Source organism: Halopseudomonas salina, from assembly GCF_008641105.1.
Genome location: NZ_VTTI01000006.1, coordinates 205,483 through 221,259 on the forward strand (window position 1 = coordinate 205,483; position 15,777 = coordinate 221,259).

At 59.0% G+C, this 15,777-nt stretch carries 17 protein-coding genes and 1 riboswitch; of the genes, 11 read left to right on the forward strand and 6 right to left on the reverse strand.

All coding sequences use genetic code 11. The features are described 5' to 3' along the window. Positions 1-427: 427 nt before the first annotated feature. Together FZF01_RS11795 and FZF01_RS11800 are read left to right on the forward strand one after the other, a co-directional pair. Positions 428-1,447 carry a methyltransferase gene (locus FZF01_RS11795; RefSeq protein ID WP_150278376.1) on the forward strand — a complete coding sequence of 340 codons (1,020 nt, stop codon included), beginning with the start codon at positions 428-430 and terminating at the stop codon, positions 1,445-1,447. Positions 1,448-1,473: 26 nt separating this feature from the next. After that, a riboswitch (yybP-ykoY riboswitch) is annotated at positions 1,474-1,592 on the forward strand. An 89-nt stretch (positions 1,593-1,681) separates the two neighbouring features. Continuing rightward, entirely contained in the window at positions 1,682-2,254 is a 573-nt protein-coding gene (locus FZF01_RS11800) for a TMEM165/GDT1 family protein (protein WP_150278377.1), read from the forward strand. Positions 2,255-2,326: 72 nt separating this feature from the next. Here the strand turns inward: FZF01_RS11800 and FZF01_RS11805 are convergent, their stop codons facing one another. Next, positions 2,327-2,965: a peroxiredoxin gene (locus tag FZF01_RS11805; protein WP_150278378.1), complete on the reverse strand. Its 639-nt coding sequence runs from the start codon at positions 2,963-2,965 to the stop codon at positions 2,327-2,329. Between the two features lie 115 nt (positions 2,966-3,080). Continuing rightward, positions 3,081-3,896 carry a M48 family metallopeptidase gene (locus tag FZF01_RS11810; protein WP_150278379.1) on the reverse strand — a complete coding sequence of 272 codons (816 nt, stop codon included), beginning with the start codon at positions 3,894-3,896 and terminating at the stop codon, positions 3,081-3,083. 185 nt (positions 3,897-4,081) lie between these two features. On the opposite strand from FZF01_RS11810, the gene FZF01_RS11815 reads away from it, so the two are divergent. Then, complete coding sequence (locus FZF01_RS11815; RefSeq protein WP_150278380.1) at positions 4,082-6,217, forward strand: methyl-accepting chemotaxis protein; 2,136 nt, start codon at positions 4,082-4,084, stop codon at positions 6,215-6,217. A gap of 10 nt (positions 6,218-6,227) precedes the next feature. Here the strand turns inward: FZF01_RS11815 and FZF01_RS11820 are convergent, their stop codons facing one another. The 3 genes from FZF01_RS11820 to FZF01_RS11830 are packed head-to-tail and all read right to left on the reverse strand — an operon-like array spanning position 6,228 to position 7,311. Continuing rightward, positions 6,228-6,878, reverse strand: coding sequence for an SOS response-associated peptidase (locus FZF01_RS11820; RefSeq protein WP_150278381.1), 651 nt, complete (start codon positions 6,876-6,878; stop codon positions 6,228-6,230). Next, the gene (locus FZF01_RS11825) at positions 6,875-7,114 is read right to left on the reverse strand and encodes a putative signal transducing protein (protein ID WP_150278382.1); all 240 of its coding nucleotides are present in this window, start codon (positions 7,112-7,114) and stop codon (positions 6,875-6,877) included. Before FZF01_RS11825 ends, FZF01_RS11820 begins: the two co-directional genes overlap by 4 nt. A gap of 2 nt (positions 7,115-7,116) precedes the next feature. Next, the gene (locus FZF01_RS11830; RefSeq protein WP_150278383.1) at positions 7,117-7,311 is read right to left on the reverse strand and encodes a CPXCG motif-containing cysteine-rich protein; all 195 of its coding nucleotides are present in this window, start codon (positions 7,309-7,311) and stop codon (positions 7,117-7,119) included. A gap of 113 nt (positions 7,312-7,424) precedes the next feature. Between FZF01_RS11830 and FZF01_RS11835 the strand changes: the two genes are divergently transcribed. Then, entirely contained in the window at positions 7,425-8,594 is a 1,170-nt protein-coding gene (locus FZF01_RS11835; RefSeq protein ID WP_150278384.1) for a 1-acyl-sn-glycerol-3-phosphate acyltransferase, read from the forward strand. Here FZF01_RS11835 and FZF01_RS11840 read toward each other — a convergent pair. After that, positions 8,577-8,855, reverse strand: a complete 279-nt coding sequence (locus FZF01_RS11840) for a hypothetical protein (protein ID WP_150278385.1) — start codon at positions 8,853-8,855, stop codon at positions 8,577-8,579. The genes FZF01_RS11835 and FZF01_RS11840 overlap by 18 nt on opposite strands. Before the next feature lie 360 nt (positions 8,856-9,215). On the opposite strand from FZF01_RS11840, the gene FZF01_RS11845 reads away from it, so the two are divergent. From FZF01_RS11845 to mnhG, 7 genes are all read left to right on the forward strand, one after another. Then, a complete protein-coding gene (locus tag FZF01_RS11845) occupies positions 9,216-9,677 on the forward strand; it encodes an outer membrane lipoprotein (protein ID WP_150278386.1) in 462 nt (153 codons plus the stop codon). Positions 9,678-9,961: 284 nt separating this feature from the next. Continuing rightward, positions 9,962-12,685: a hydrogen gas-evolving membrane-bound hydrogenase subunit E gene (mbhE, locus tag FZF01_RS11850; protein WP_150278387.1), complete on the forward strand. Its 2,724-nt coding sequence runs from the start codon at positions 9,962-9,964 to the stop codon at positions 12,683-12,685. Further along, entirely contained in the window at positions 12,685-13,086 is a 402-nt protein-coding gene (locus FZF01_RS11855) for a sodium:proton antiporter (protein WP_150278388.1), read from the forward strand. The genes mbhE and FZF01_RS11855 overlap by 1 nt, the downstream gene beginning before the upstream one ends. Further along, positions 13,083-14,573, forward strand: coding sequence for a proton-conducting transporter transmembrane domain-containing protein (locus FZF01_RS11860; RefSeq protein WP_150278389.1), 1,491 nt, complete (start codon positions 13,083-13,085; stop codon positions 14,571-14,573). The genes FZF01_RS11855 and FZF01_RS11860 overlap by 4 nt, the downstream gene beginning before the upstream one ends. Continuing rightward, complete coding sequence (locus tag FZF01_RS11865) at positions 14,573-15,058, forward strand: Na+/H+ antiporter subunit E (protein ID WP_150278390.1); 486 nt, start codon at positions 14,573-14,575, stop codon at positions 15,056-15,058. Before FZF01_RS11860 ends, FZF01_RS11865 begins: the two co-directional genes overlap by 1 nt. Next, complete coding sequence (locus tag FZF01_RS11870) at positions 15,055-15,393, forward strand: monovalent cation/H+ antiporter complex subunit F (protein WP_150278391.1); 339 nt, start codon at positions 15,055-15,057, stop codon at positions 15,391-15,393. The genes FZF01_RS11865 and FZF01_RS11870 overlap by 4 nt, the downstream gene beginning before the upstream one ends. Continuing rightward, positions 15,390-15,755, forward strand: a complete 366-nt coding sequence (gene mnhG, locus FZF01_RS11875) for a monovalent cation/H(+) antiporter subunit G (protein ID WP_150278392.1) — start codon at positions 15,390-15,392, stop codon at positions 15,753-15,755. Before FZF01_RS11870 ends, mnhG begins: the two co-directional genes overlap by 4 nt. Positions 15,756-15,777: the final 22 nt, after the last annotated feature.

The following is a 15,777-nucleotide window of genomic DNA, read 5'->3' on the forward strand; positions in this document are numbered from 1 at the left end:
TGTAAGCTCGACGATGGCATCCCTGCCATCGACGGTCGTCTTAGTCCTCTCGCCCTGCGTCTGCTGCCAGCTACTGAGTAACCCGAGAGAAAACCAAACCGTTCCGCGGTCATGTGGGGCTTGGTTTTGACCTTGGACAGCAAACTCTACATCACACCGATGCCAGTTGAGCGCACAGCCTGGCGGGGTGGAGAAAGTGTCTGAAACAGGGACGTTTCTGACAAGCCTCCAAGGACGGATTCACGGCGGCTTTCGGAACCCTGCCAGGCTGGGAGCTACAAGGCTCAGAACCCATTTCGACAATATTGAATCAGGCCACGACAAACTATGTAGCCCAATCTCCTCCTCGCGCACTTTCAGTCTGCGCAGCCCACGCTTACAATCCCCAGCCCCGGGCAATCAGCTTTCACCCAGAAGCGGAGTTTTTATGGAAAACATCAGCCAGATACTTGAGCGCAGCGAAGAGCTCTTTGCCGGAAAGCGCTTGCTGCTGGTCAATCCACCCGCTGACGACCTGGTCAGCAGCATCGACGCCGACTGGCAGGTGTGGACCTGGGACTGGTCAGTGCAGCGGAGCCTGGCAACCCAGCTTGACGAAGAGCGGCTATGTTTCTCACATCTGTGCCCCAGGTTTGAAGGTCTGGATGCCGCCATACTTGTCGTGCCCAAAGCCCTCGAGCGTGCCGAGTACGCATTGGCCCAGATCGTGCCCCTGCTGACACCCGGATGCCCGATTTATCTGGTTGGCGAAAAGAAGGGCGGCATCAGCCGCGCCGAGAAGCTCCTGCAACCCTATGGCAATGGCGCCCGGAAAATCGACTCCGCCCGGCACTGCCAGCTCTGGACCATGCAGGTAGCAGACGGCGCAGAGCCCTTTGAACTGGGCTCCTGGCAACGCGAAGTTCACATCGAGTTGGCTGATCAGAGCATAGACCTGGTGAGCCTGCCCGGCGTTTTCAGCCATGGCCGACTGGATGAAGGCAGTCAGTTGCTCCTCGAAGAACTCGCCCCATTGCCGCCCGGGAAAGTACTGGATTTCGGTTGCGGCGCAGGCGTGCTGACGACAGCGCTGGCCCGGCGTAATCCGGGTAGCCGCTTCGAGATGGTCGATGTTGACGCCCTAGCGCTATACTGCGCTCGCCAGACCCTGGAGCGCAACGGCGTGGAAGCGGAGATCTACCCATCCGACGGCTTGAGCGACGTACATGGACGCCTGGCAGCAGTGGTCAGTAATCCACCGTTTCATACCGGCATTAAACATGACACCAGTATCGCTGAACGCTTTTTCGAGCAGATGACCCGCAACCTGCTGCCCGGTGGTGAGATGCGCATCGTCGCCAATGGTTTCCTGCGCTATCCGGCACTGATCGAAGCGCATATCGGACCCTGCAATGTGCTGCGCGAGAATAACCGCTTCAAGGTCTACTCCGCAGTAGCTCCCGGTTGACCATGCGTAGCCTGTGGGTTATCTTTGCGCCCGTCTTGGGGGAGTAGTCTCTCGATAGAGGCAAGTATCAACATAATTGGTCCGCAGACCATGGTACTTGCGACCCGCCGTCGCTCATGTGTTCAACATGGAACCGACAGGGTTTGACGAGACCTTTGACATATATCGACCAACCGGGGGCGGGGGGTAGATATATGTCAATGGTTTGTCTGACCCGCCCTCTCTGGAAACTCCGTGGAATCCTTTCTGGTCTCGACCGGTATAGTTGCGCTGGCAGAAATTGGCGATAAGACTCAATTACTGGCACTGGTGCTGGCGCTGCGTTTTCGGCGGCCATGGCCTATCGTGCTGGGTATTCTGGTTGCCACCCTGGCTAACCACGCGCTGGCGGGTGCCGTCGGTCAGTTTGTCAGCTCCCTGTTAAGCGATACCTGGCTGTACGGCATGCTTGCCTTGTCTTTTTTCGCAGTGGCAGCCTGGACGCTGGTGCCTGACAAGCTGGACGAAGATGATACCCCGCCCATCAGTCACTACGGCGCCTTCATGGCAACGCTGGTCGCTTTCTTCATTGCCGAGATGGGGGACAAGACGCAGATCGCAACCGTTGTGCTTGCCGCGCAATTTGAAACCTATATCTGGGTAGTCATGGGTACCACCCTGGGCATGATGCTGGCCAACGTACCGGTGGTGTTCCTGGGCAATGCCGCCGCCGCGAAACTGCCTCTGGGCATCATCCGCAGTGTTGCGGCCTTCGCCTTTTTGCTGATGGGTCTGTATGCCGGCTGGCTGGCATTGACAGCGGGCTAGGTGCTGAAAAGCCGGAAGCGCTACTGGCGACTTCCGGCTTTTCGGTTCTTGCGCTTGCTACAGGTGATGCGCTCAGCGATTGGGCTGAGGCGTCATCCGCAGGTAAGGCTTGACCTTGCGGTAGCCTTTCGGGAAGCGACGCTTGATCTCTTCCTCGTCCTGAAGGGACGGCACAATGACCACGTCATCACCGTCGACCCAGTTGCCCGGGGTGGCGCACTTGTAATTGTCGGTGAGTTGCAGGGAGTCGATAACCCGCAGGATCTCGTTGAAGTTACGCCCCGTACTGGCCGGATAGGTGATCATCAATCGGACCTTCTTGTTCGGGTCGATTATGAATAGCGAGCGCACCGTCAATGTGTCGCTGGCATTGGGGTGAATCAGGTCATAGAGATCCGAGACCTTGCGGTCATGGTCGGCAATGATCGGAAAGTTCACCACGGTAGCCTGGGTCTCATTGATGTCGTCGATCCAGCGAGTGTGTGACTCGACCGGATCTACCGACAAGGCTATGGCCTTGACGCCGCGTGCGGCGAACTCGTCTTTCAGCTTGGCTGTCAGGCCCAGTTCGGTGGTGCAAACCGGTGTGAAGTCCGCCGGATGCGAAAACAGCACGACCCAGCTGTCTCCAATCCAGTCATGAAACTTGATGGGGCCCTCACTGGAATCCTGCTCGAAGTTGGGTGCTATATCGCCGAGTTTGATACTCATGTCTTTATCTCCATTTAATGTGAAGCCGACCGCTGCGGCTGGCTACAGCCTAGACAGACTTCCCGCTTTTTGCCTGTTCCGCTGCAGCCGCCGCTCATTGGTAGGTCTGGATCTGTCAGCGCTTGGCTGACGATTCATACAAGGGTTTGACCCTGGGTATGGTCGCTCGCAGGGTTTCAATTCGACCGCCAGTGGAAGGGTGAGTGCTGAGAAACTGCGGAGGGCTGCCCTGAGAGGCGCTGGCCATTTTCTGCCAGAGGCTTACTGCCGCTTCCGGTGCGTACCCGGCGCGTGCAGCAAGCTCCATGCCGATCAGATCGGCTTCGGTTTCATTTGAACGGCTGTTGGGCAGCATCAGGCCGTATTGCACAGCGGCATCGGCCACCTGCATGCTGCCCTCACCCAGGCCGAGTAGGGCGCCAGCGATCTGGGTGCCCATCTGTGAAGTATAGGCGCGGGAAATCGCTTCCCGGCCGTGCTCGCGCAGGGCGTGGGCAATCTCGTGACCCATGATCTGAGCTATCTCGGCATCAGTCAGTTTCAGCTTGTCGACTATGCCGGTATAAAACAGAATCTTGCCGCCTGGAGCCGCGCTGGCGTTGATCTGATCGCTCTTGATCAGATTGACCTCCCAATTCCAGTTTTTCGCTTCTGGCCGGAAGTGGGTTACCTGGGGTATCAGGTGGTTGGAGATGCGGCGCAGGCGATTGAGCATCGCCTTGTCAGTATTCAGGAGGCCCTTGGAGCGCGCCTCGGCCAGCTGTTTGGCGTAAGACTGTGCGGCCATCTTGTCGACTTCGTCACTGGAGAGGCCGCCGAACATGTATTGGGTACGGTCAACGCCTACGGCACCGCCCTGGGTAGTTTGCACTGCCTGGCACCCGGTCAGTATCAGCAGAGGGAGCAAGAGTAGTATGAGACGACTGCGCATTTGGGAATAATCCTGTGTTATGAATTCGACCGATCGAGTCGTTTGATTCGATTGTTTGGTCAGCAGTGTGCACTAGATAGGTACCTGCCAACCGATTATAAATGCCTATCCGTTGAAAATGGTGCTGAAGATCCGCATGTGCCAGCCGATAACGCTATAGGGAATATGTCCAGCCGGGGTAACGCATGAAATTCAAATCCATTCAGTCAGCCATTGTAGTACTTGCTGGGGCTTGCCTGTTCGCTGCAGTTGGTCTGGTCACGCTGTACAGCATCAACTCTGCGAACCGCAGTCAACAATTTGTGCAGGATAGCAGCCGTGAGCTGATCGAGCGCCAGGTCAGGGAGCGACTCACCGCTGTCGCCACCGCTGAAAGTCAGCGCATTCGCCGGCGCTTGAGCGACCCCTTCATGGTTGCCGATCAACTCTCCCAGCTTAACCGCTTGCTGGGTGAACTGGAGCCCGATGGTTTGTCCACACTGATGATGAGCCGGGAGGAAATGGTCCGGGTGTTGCGCAATACCCTGGTGCAGAACCCCGAGCTGTTAGGCGTGTACGTCGGCTGGGAACCCAATGCGTTTGATGATCTCGACCAGTACTTTGAAGGTATCGAAACCGACGGTTACGACGGCACCGGCCGTTTCATGCCCTGGTGGTTCCGCGACGACAACGGAGAGCCGCAGCTGGACGCCTTGTCTGACCTTGAGAGCGAGACGCTCACGGCTACCGGCGTGCGGGAGGGCGAGTACTATCTGTGCCCGCGCGATACCCTCAAGCCCTGTGTCGCCGATCCTGCCCCCTATGACCTGGGTGGCAAGCAGGTCATGTTGTCCTCGTTCACTGTCCCGATTATGTCCGAGGGTGAGTTCCGCGGAATAGTGGGGGTGGATCTGTCACTGGACTTTATCCAGCAGACACTCCAACAAAACAACGCCGGCCTCTTCAACGGCCTTGGCGACCAGGCGCTGATCAGCAGTAATGGCAGGCTGGTTGCCTATACCGGTGATGACGCCCGGCCCGGTGACCCTGCGAGTAATATCCTTGATGCCAATGAGCTGGCCAATATTCAGGCTCTGGGTGATGAGCTGATTTACGATGTGGACCAAGCGGGTGGCCATATCGAACTGGTGATGCCGGTTCCTATTGGCGATACGGGCACACGTTGGACCTTGCTCATCACCTTGCCGTTGGATGCCGTCATGAGCGATGTGGCTACGCTGACCAACGAAATGAAAACCCGTCAGGCAAGCGATACCGCAACGCTGATAGCCATTGGCGTTGTTGTGGCCCTGGGCGGTTTGCTGGTGATGGTGCTACTGGGGCTCAGCCTGTCGCGTCCAGCGCGTCGCCTGGTAGCCATGCTGGATAATATTGCCCAGGGGGAGGGTGACCTGACCAAGCGCCTGACGGTAGATCGGGGTGACGAGCTGGGTTCTATTGCCATAGGCTTCAACCGATTCCTGGACAAATTGCAGGCGATGATTCGCGAAGTAGTCGGGTCTGTTGCCCAGGTCACCGACGCCTCCGAACACACCGCTGATATTGCCATGCGTACCAACGACGGTATTCAGCGGCAGCTGAGCGAGATTGATCAGGTGGCAACAGCGGTGACACAGATGACTGCCACCGCGCAGGACGTGGCTCGTAATGCCTCCCAGGCTGCGGAAGCGGCGCGAAACGCTGATGGATCGGCCAGTCACGGACGTGATGTGGTCAAGGCCAGCGCGGCTGCAACGCTGAGCCTGGCAGAAGATATCAACAAGGCCGTCGCCAGCGTGCAGTCCCTGGCTCGCGATAGCGATAATATTACCGGCATTCTGGCGACCATCCGCGGGATCGCGGAGCAGACCAACCTGCTTGCGCTGAATGCGGCCATCGAGGCAGCACGCGCGGGCGAACAGGGCCGCGGATTTGCAGTGGTGGCGGACGAGGTCCGGAACCTGGCCCAGAAAACGCAGAGTTCGACTGAAGAAATTCAGACCATGATCGAACAGTTGCAGAAGGGCACCCGCGATACTGTGAAAGTCATGGAGCAGAGTCGTAGCCGGACTGAGGAGAGCGTGCTGCAGGCAGAAGAAGCCGACGCTGCGCTGACGTCCATTACCCAGGCTGTGTCGATCATTACCGAGATGAACACCCAGATTGCCAGCGCCGCCGAAGAACAGAGCGCAGTGGCCGAAGATGTAAATCGCAATGTATCAACCATCGATCAGGTGGCCAAATCCGTTGCCGGTGGTGCCCAGGAAGCATCCGAAGCCAGTGCGGGTCTGACCCGTCTGGCTGAGCAGCAGCGCCGATTGATCAATCAGTTCAAGGTCTGATCCGTCCGCGTCACTCCAGGGTCACGGCCTTGCCGCTGGGCGCACAGCATTGTGCGCCCAGCGTGGTCGGGCTGCTCATGGACGGATTGACCGGGTGCATCATGGTTACCTGGGATGTCGCGTTGAGTAACAGGGGCTGAAGAGCGCCGAGGGCGGTTGCTGAGGCGAGCCAGATGGCCTGCTCGGCAGCATTCAAGGTTACCGGCATTCGCGCGGACAGGCGCGCAGGCAGGCCCTTGGCAGGCGCAGTCACCAGGGCGCAGCTATCCCAGAAACTGCCATCCTCCAGGCTGTATCGCTCCCAGAGCCCGGCTATCGCCAGCCCGCCCTGGTGGCGACGAAGGTACCAGGGTTGTTTGCGCTTGCCCTGGGCATGCCAGACAAAGAACCCATCGACCGGAATGATGCAGCGCCGCTGGGCAAAAGCCTCTCCGAACATGGGTTTTTCGTGAAGGAATTCGGCCTGGGCGCTGAAAGCCGCACGATCAAGCTGCCGCAGCCAGCCAGGTGTGAGGTTCCATAGCACCTTGGCACATTCCATCTTGCTTGCAGCTTTGCGCAGAATCAGCAGCTGCTGTCCCGGTGCCAGGTTCCATTGCGGCTTCCAGCCCTCTGGCAGGTCCTTCACGGGCGCGGTAAATTGCGCCAGGCGACCGCTCACAGATCGTCCATTTCAGGCATGATCGGGGTGGCCTGCTGCCAATCACCGATCAGTTCCCGCGCCAGCCCTAGGTCCTCGGGGGCTACCCACAGGCCGAGCAGATCCATTGCCGGTAGTTCGCCCATGCCGCCCTGCAGATACTCACCGCTCAGGTAGCAGTTAATGTGATGGTCAGTCAGCAATTGACGCAGCAGGTGCGCTTCAGACATGTCCTGCGGTTTGTAGGCACACAACATGTTCAGTCCTGTTCCCTGCGCAGATCTACGTGATAATCATCGTTGGCGTGGTCGATCCACAGGTTGACGAGGATCGGCTGACAGCAGACCTGACAGTCCTCAACATAGGCTTGGGTGCCTCCGGACAGGTCAAGCAGCAGTGATATGGGCTCGTCACAGTGCGGACAGTGCAACTGGGCTTCTTCGATCGCCTGCATGTGATTTTGCTCCTGTTATTGGCTTCCCGGCAGTGTAGCCCTATCGGCAATCTGGCGAAACCGGCCGTCGGAACGCATAATGCGCGGCTTGAACACCTTCAAACGAGGATGACATGGTCGAGTTCGACGCGATAAGACCCTATACCGATGAAGAGGTCCCTGCAGTATTGCAGCGACTGACACGGGACAATGAGCTTCTGGGAATCCTGGCCAGCCATCATTTTCCACGATTGAATCGGTGGTTCCCCGGCCTGGTCAAAAAGACGGTAGGGGCGGGGCTACGCCGGGAAGCGCGTCGAATCGATAGCGTGGATGCGCTGCAACAGCGCATCGAGCCTTACCTGGATCGTCTTATCGAGCGCAGCGTCGCTGATGTCAGTTACAGCGGGCTGGATCGTCTGGCCAAGAACAGTCCTTATCTGTTTCTTGCCAATCACCGTGACATCGTCATGGATCCGGCGTTCGTCAATTATGCGCTCTACCATGCGGGACATCCCACGCCCCGTATTGCCATCGGTGACAACCTGCTGCAAAGGCCCTTTGTCAGTGACCTGATGCGCCTGAACAAGAGCTTTATTGTGCATCGCTCGGTGACTGGCCGGCGGGAGAAGCTTAGCGTTTATCAGACATTGTCGGCGTATATCAATCATTCCATTGCAACTGGCAATTCCATCTGGATTGCTCAGGCCGAGGGACGCGCCAAGGATGGCCTGGATGAAACTGATACCGCGATCATCAAGATGCTGTGCATGAGCCGCAAGGGTGAAGACTTCGCCCAGATCGTCCGCAGTCTGAATATCGTGCCTGTTTCCATTGCCTATGAATGGGACCCTTGCGATCAGATGAAAGCGCGCGAGTTGGAGCAGCGTGCGCGCACCGGCACCTATGTGAAGGAGCCAGGGGAGGATGACCGTTCCATTGCGAAGGGATTGACTGGCTACAAAGGGCATGTACACGTGGCGTTCGGTGAGCCATTGACGGGCGAGTACCCCGATGCGAAAGCCGTTGCCCGTGAGGTAGACAGACAGATATTGCAGAGTTACAGGCTGCAACCGAGCAATTTCATGGCTGTCGAAAATCTGCCTGATTTCATGGCCATGCCGGGCATACAGGCGTTCATGGGCAACTGGCGGGAGGGCTTCAAGCCGGAGCGGCTGGCCAGTGAAAAGGCGCGCTTCGAGGAGCGTCTCAGCGGCTGCTGCGCTGCGCAGCAGAAATGGTGGTTGCTGCAGTATGCCAACCCGGCGATCAGTGCGTTGGCTGCTTCAGACCAGAGTGCTTAGCAGGCTCAATGCCATAGCCAGCGCCAGGCAACCGAGCCCAATGCGACGGAACATCCGATTCACCCGGTTATCAAGGGGCGCTTCTTCGCTATTCAGAGTGTTAGCGATGCCTGCAGTCAGTTGTAAGCTTCCGCGCGCTGCGCGCCACTGCGCAGCAAACACCAGCCAGCTACCCGACAGCGCATAGAATAGTGCCAGGCCATTGATGACCAGTGCTGGGTTGCTCAGGTAATACAGCCAGGCAGCCTGAAAAAGGGGCATACAAAAACCTCCGGACATGATGATGTTCGGCAACCTGCCCGGTATTGTTGTTATGTTGGCCTGGCTACGACGAAGCGCGAATTCGAGTTAAAAAGGTACCTGAACGCCACCGTACTCTGCTGGCGGTCCGCCCAGAAACGGGCGCGATTATAGCGCGCCCGCCTGCCTTTTTCGACCGCCTGTTGGGGTAAATCACTCTGTATGGAAACGAAAGAAGGAGTGCTGCAGGCATACTATTGCAGCTAATCCCGGTATTCTTGGCTTTGGATAGCGCCCCCTGCGTGGGTCAATACGATCACTACGCAACATCGGTGGGTTTTCGGCGTCCAACGTTCAGGCCTTATCTAATTGGAGTACCCCATGAAAAGACAATTTGTGTTGATCTGTATGCTCGGTAGCCTGCTCGTTCTGTCGGGTTGCGCCTCCTCATTGACGGGCGAGACTTATAGCCGAGATGACGCTCGCAGGCCCCAGGTAGTGCGCACGGGGGTTGTCGAGACAGTGCGGCCGGTTCAGATCGAAGGCAGCAAGACGATTATCGGCCCGGCTGCAGGCGCCGCAATCGGCGGTGTTGCTGGCAGCGGTGTGGGTGGTGGCCGCGGCGCGGCGATTGCCACGGTGATCGGTGCAGTGGCAGGCGGCATGGCAGGTGCTGCGGCTGAGGAGGGTATCACCCGAGCCCAGGGCGTCGAAATCACCGTTCGCGAGGATGATGGCAGCATGCGTGCCTATGTGCAGGAAGCCTCGCCCGAGGTGACCTTCAGGCCTGGAGATCGCGTCCGGATACAGACGCTCAATGGGCAGACCCGGGTCGTCAAATAGTCTGCAATCGGCTGTTTCAAGGAGCGTTGGGTGGGTGACTGGAACCACCTGACGCTCTTGGGGGATGCATTGTCATGGCCAGATCCCATCAGATTTTGATTCAAAGTGTTTCAGAGGTAACAGTTCTTCTTCTTATTTATAGCGCTCTGGCCGTCGGCCTTTGCAGTTTGATTGTCGGCGTTAGTCAAGATATTCCATCAGGTTCTTAATGTGTAAATTGAGTGTTCCAGGGTTTACGGGAGCGCACTTGATGTCATTACACGATCTACCGGGACCGGCCTGAGATGCTGGCCAGTCTTCTAGCCATTTTCATCAACGGGCTTTGTGCGCCTTTGGTGTATCGCGCGGTTCCGCGCTATGCGGGTTTGCTGCTGGCGCTGGTGCCCGCTGCGTGCTTCGCCTGGTTTGCCTCACAGATATCAGCGGTGGCAGGCGGCGAGATTCTATTCGAGAGTTTTGCCTGGGTGCCCTTGCTTGATGTCGCGGTGACCCTGCGACTGGACGGCCTGGCTCTGCTGTTTGCGTTGCTGATCAGCGGGATCGGCACTCTGATCGTGATGTATTCCGGCGCCTATCTACATGATCATCCGCAACTTGGCCGGTTCTATGCCTACCTGTTGATCTTCATGATGGCCATGCTCGGCCTGGTGCTGGCGGACAATCTGATCGTGATGTTCGTGTTCTGGGAACTGACCAGTATTGCCAGCTATCTGTTGATCAGCTTCAACCACGAAAAATCCGAATCCCGTCGGGCAGCCCTGCAGGCCTTGTTGATTACCGGCGGCGGTGGCCTGGCGTTGCTGGCCGGGCTGGTGCTACTGGGTACTGCTGCAGAGACCTGGCAGTTTTCCCAGTTGCAGGCGGGACTGGTGCAGGCCCACGGTCTGTTTCCGGCAATCATGGTGCTGGTATTGATTGGTTGTTTTACCAAGTCGGCACAGTTTCCCTTCCATCTGTGGCTGCCCAACGCGATGAACGCGCCTACGCCGGTGTCGGCGTATCTGCACTCGGCGACCATGGTCAAGGCGGGGATCTACCTGTTGGCCCGACTCAATCCTACGCTTGGTGGTGGCTTTGGCTGGAGTACGGTGCTGATCACACTGGGTGCTCTGACAGCTTTGCTGGGCGCTGTGCTGGCAATTCGGCAATATGACCTCAAGCGCATGCTGGCCTTTACCACGGTGGCAGTGCTGGGCCAATTGACCATGCTGATCGGCACCAACACCAGCTACGGCCTGCAGGCCTTCGTGCTGTATCTGGTTGCCCACTCGTTCTACAAGGGCGCCTTGTTCATGGCTGTCGGCGCTATCGATCACTCCACAGGCACGCGAGATATCCGCAAGCTGGGGGGGCTTTTCGCGTTGATGCCCCTGACTGGTATCGCAGTGGGGCTGGCCGCCTTTTCCAATGCCGGCCTGCCACCTTTCTTCGGATTTATCGCCAAGGAGTTCAAGTACGCCGGGCTGATGGAAATGGGAGCGGTTGGCTGGAGTGTCACGCTGGTGATGATTCTCACCAATGCCCTGTTGGTCGCTGCCGCCGGTCTGATCTTCTTCAAGACCTTCTTCGGCCAGCGCGGGCATTGGGAAGGGCAGCCCCATGAAGTGAGCCCGGTCATGTGGGCCGGTCCGCTGCTGCTGGCGGTGGGTGGTTTTGGTCTCGGCGCCTGGAACCAGTGGCCTGAAACCTGGTTGGTGAATACCGCCGTTCAGGCCGCAGCCAGTGGCGAGGTCGATGTCAGTCTGTATCTGTGGGGGGGCATAACCCCGGCAGTGCTGGCCAGCGTATTGACCCTGGGGTTGGGGACCATGTTCTACTTTCGGGCTGATTCGGTGCGCGCGCTGGCCAGGCGCCTGGGCAGTGTCTGGGAGTTCAGCGGTGACCTGGTCTGGGACAAGTCGCTCAAACGCCTTTTCCAGTTTGCGGGCGCAGTGGCCGGCCTTTTCCAGCACGGCTCATTGCGTTTGCATATGGCCTTGATGACGTTGATCGTCAGCATCAGCGTACTCGGGGGTCTGTTGTTGATGAAGGCTCAGCCCTTTGACGGTCCGGCGTTATCAGCGGTGTCACTACCGGGGCTGATTGGCTGTCTGTTGGCCCTTGGCGGCGCAGCGGGTGCCGCCTTCATGGGCGGGCGTCTTGCGTTGGTGGCCTCCCTTGGGGCTAGCGGTCTGGGCCTGGCGCTCTTCTTTGTGTCCATCAACGCGCCGGATGTGGCGCTTACTCAACTAATGGTGGAAACCCTGACGGTGGTATTTCTGGCCATGGTGCTGCGCCGGATGCGGGGGGTGCCAGCCAGTGGCAACAACACCCGTGCCATGAATATCTGGCATGCCGGAGTTGCGATGCTCTTCGGCCTGGCTGTTACGCTGCTGATCATGACGGCGGTCAGCCAACCTCTGCCTGGCGATCTGGCAGACTGGTTTCTGGCTAACAGCCTGCCGGCAGGCTACGGCAGCAATGTGGTCAATGTGATTCTGGTGGACTTCCGAGCGGTGGATACCCTTGGGGAGATCCTGGTAGTGGCCATCGCTGCCCTGGCTGCCTCCACGCTGCTGGGTGCCGGCCAGTTACCCGAAGGCAAACCGCGCGGCTTGCCCGAATTTGGTTCTCTGATGCTGCGCCAGGGCATGCGCCCTCTGGCAACCATTCTGCTGGTGGTATCACTGGCTATTCTCTGGCGTGGCCACAACCTGCCCGGTGGGGGGTTTATCGGAGGCTTGGTGGCGGCCACAGGCTTTACCCTGCTGGTGGTTACATTCGGGCGGGGTATTCAGCGCGGGCTCTCGCGGATCGCGCCGCCTACGATTATTGGCCTGGGGCTCGCCTGTGCGGTGGGAGCGGGTTTGTTCGGCCTGGGAGCCCAGGTGGCGTTCATGACCGGCTTCTGGATCGAGCCATTCGGCGTCAAGTTGGGCACGCCATTATTGTTTGATGTGGGGGTTTTCCTGACAGTATTCGGTTCGGTCATGCATATGGTTCGCAACCTGATCGGGAGGACCGCCTGATGGAATGGATTGGTGCCATTACCGCCGGCCTCATGTCGGCGTTGGGGGTCTGGATGATGCTGGACCGGCATCTGATGCGTGTTGTGCTTGGCATCGCGGTGCTGGGCAATGCGATCAATCTGGGGGTGCTTACCGCGGGCCGTTACTCGGGCAGTGAGGCGGCTTTTACCTTCGCCGGTGAGGGTGCACTTGACGCTGCCAATCCCTTGCCCCAGGCGCTGGTATTGACGGCCATTGTGATCGGCTTTGCCTTGTTCGTGTTTGCCCTGTCGGTACTCAAGCGCACCCACGAGCTGCATGGGGACAAGGATACCGACGGTGTCAGCCAGGTAACCGAAGAGCCGGCTCCGGACGAGGACGCTGAACAGGGTCACGGTCAGAGCCAGGGGGGCAGGGAATGAATACCCTTATCGTTCTGCCGATCCTGATTCCCCTTGTGACGCTGCTGCTGGCACTGCTGGTCAGGCGTCATCACGCCTGGGTGACCGCGATCAGCCTCACCGGTGCCGTGCTGCTACTGCTGACCGGCCTGTATCTGGTAGTGATTGCCGCTGGCGGTACTGTGCTGAGCGCGCAGATGGGTGGCTGGGGGGCGCCCTATGGCATCAGTCTGGTGATCGATCGACTCTCCGCCGTCATGGTTGCTATCACCGGTGTGATCGGCCTGGCGACACTGGTCTATTGCTTACGCCAGCCGATGCCGGCAGATTTTCTGCGCGATACGCATCTGTTCATACAGGGGCTGCTGGCCGGTATCTGCGGCGCATTCATCACCGCTGATGTATTCAACCTGTATGTCTGGTTTGAGGTCCTGCTGATCGGTTCCTTCGCGCTCATTGCCCTGGGCGGCGGCGAGCGGCGGTTGTCCGGGGCGATGACCTACCTGGTGCTCAACATGCTGGCGACGCTGCTGTTTCTCCTCGCGGCGGGGCTGGTCTATGGGGCTACAGGCACCCTGAACATGGGGGAGCTTGCGCTGCTGTTCCGCGCCGAGCAAGCCAGCGACGGAGCCTGGCTGGGCGTGATTTTGATGCTGGTGTCCTTTTCGATCAAGGCGGCGCTGTTTCCGCTGTTTGGCTGGCTGCCGGCCAGTTACCACGTGGCCTGGACGCCAGTCTCTGCGCTCTTTGCCGGTCTCCTGACCAAGGTGGGCGTGTACGCCCTGATCCGACTGGTGACCCTGCTCTGGCCGGAGCCGGGCGTTATTCATACGGTGCTGTTGTGGGTAGCCTGCGCGACCATGATCATTGGCGTGCTGGGCGCGGCGGCCCAGACGGAGGTGCGGCGTATCCTGTCCTTTCATATCGTCAGCCAGGTGGGCTACATGGTGCTGGGCCTGGCCCTGGCCACGCCGCTGGCGCTGGCGGGCGCGGTTTTCTACCTGATCCACCATATCGTGGTCAAAGCCAACCTGTTCTTTGTTGGCGGCATTGCGGCCCGTATAACCGGCTCCGAGCGCCTGGCCGCCATGGGCGGCCTGTATGCGCGCACGCCTTTGCTGGCGATTCTCTTTGCCATACCCGCTCTGTCCCTGGCGGGTATACCGCCCCTGTCCGGTTTCTGGGCCAAGTTTGTACTGGTCAAGGCGAGCCTGGACGCAGGCATCTGGGTGGCTGCATTCTTTGCGCTCTTCACTGGCGTCTTTACTCTGCTTTCGATGAGCAAGATCTGGAACGAGAGCTTTCTCAAGGCGCACCCGCAGCCAGCAATGCTTGGCGTGACAGGGCAGGGGCCGGCAGGTGCCTGGATCACGGTAGGCGTACTGGCGATGATTACCGTGTCAATCGGACTTGGTGCCGGGCCGGTTATGGAATACGCGATGGCCGCTTCGGCCCAGCTGATAGAAGCGCCGGCCTATCTGCAACTGCTCGACGGGAGGCGTGAGTGATGTTCTACATTCATCTGCTCCTTGCTGCCGCCCTGGCCGCATTCCTGGCGTCGCTGAGCCCCATGTACTGCTTGTTAGGATTTGCAGCGCTGTATCCGGTCATCAGAGTCGTCGGGCTGATGCATCAGGGCAGTCGTTTGTATGCGTTGCGTCTTGAGGCGGCACTGGTGTTTGTACCCTGGTTCATCTGGCAGGTTTTCAGCGCCTCTCTTGACGTGGCAAAGATTGTGCTCAATCCCCACTGCAAGGTCGAGCCGGCAGTTGTGTGCGTACCTGTCCACACTCGGGACAAGCGCCTGATTACCCTGCTGGGTTGTTTGCTCACGCTGACTCCGGGCACCCTGGCGCTGGATTACCGGGCACGAACCGGTGACCTGTTTGTGCATGTACTGGATACCCGTTCGGTTGATTCTGTGATTTTGGCCGTCAGCGAGATAGAACGCCGCCTGATGCGCTGGGTACAACCCCTAGGAGGTGACCTGTGAATGTGACACTGGCTGGAGCCGGTTGGGTCCTGCCCCTGGCAGGCGGCATGCTGTTGTTGAGTACGTTGCTGATCATGTGGCGTCTGCTGGTGGGCCCTAGTCGGCCGGACCGGGCGGTGGCCGTCGATGCACTGACCATGATCGGGGTCGCCGGGGTGGCGGTACTGGCGATGATGAGTGAGCAGGCGGTATTGCTCGATGTGGCCATCGTGTTGGCGATCGTCAGTTTTCTGGGTAGCGTGGCCTTTGCGCTGCTTTTCCAGGGCACCCACAGTACTGACCGCCCCCAGGTCGCAGGCGAGAGCGATGAAGGTAAGCGGGAGGGCGGATCATGAATGACCTGCTTGCCTTCGCTGGCTCCATGCTGATCTTGCTGGGCGCGGCTTTCAGTTTGCTGGGAGCCCTGGGAGTCTTGCGTTTGCCTGATGCCTACACGCGAATGCACGCGGCCAGCAAAGCCGGCGCGCTGGGGGCAATCCTGGTGTTGCTTGGCGTGCTGGCTGCTACTGCTGGCACCGCATGGGTGGAGATATTGCTGGCGATAGCGGTATTGCTGATCACCGCACCTTTGGCAGCCCACGCCATTTCCCGTGCCGGGCATATGGCGGGCGTCAGACCCAGCGTCGGGCCGCTAGGTGATGCGCTTGATTCCGACCGGGCTCGGGGGGATTTAGTCGGCAGGGAAAGGTCTGAATAGAAAGTCCAAATCCAATCGATTG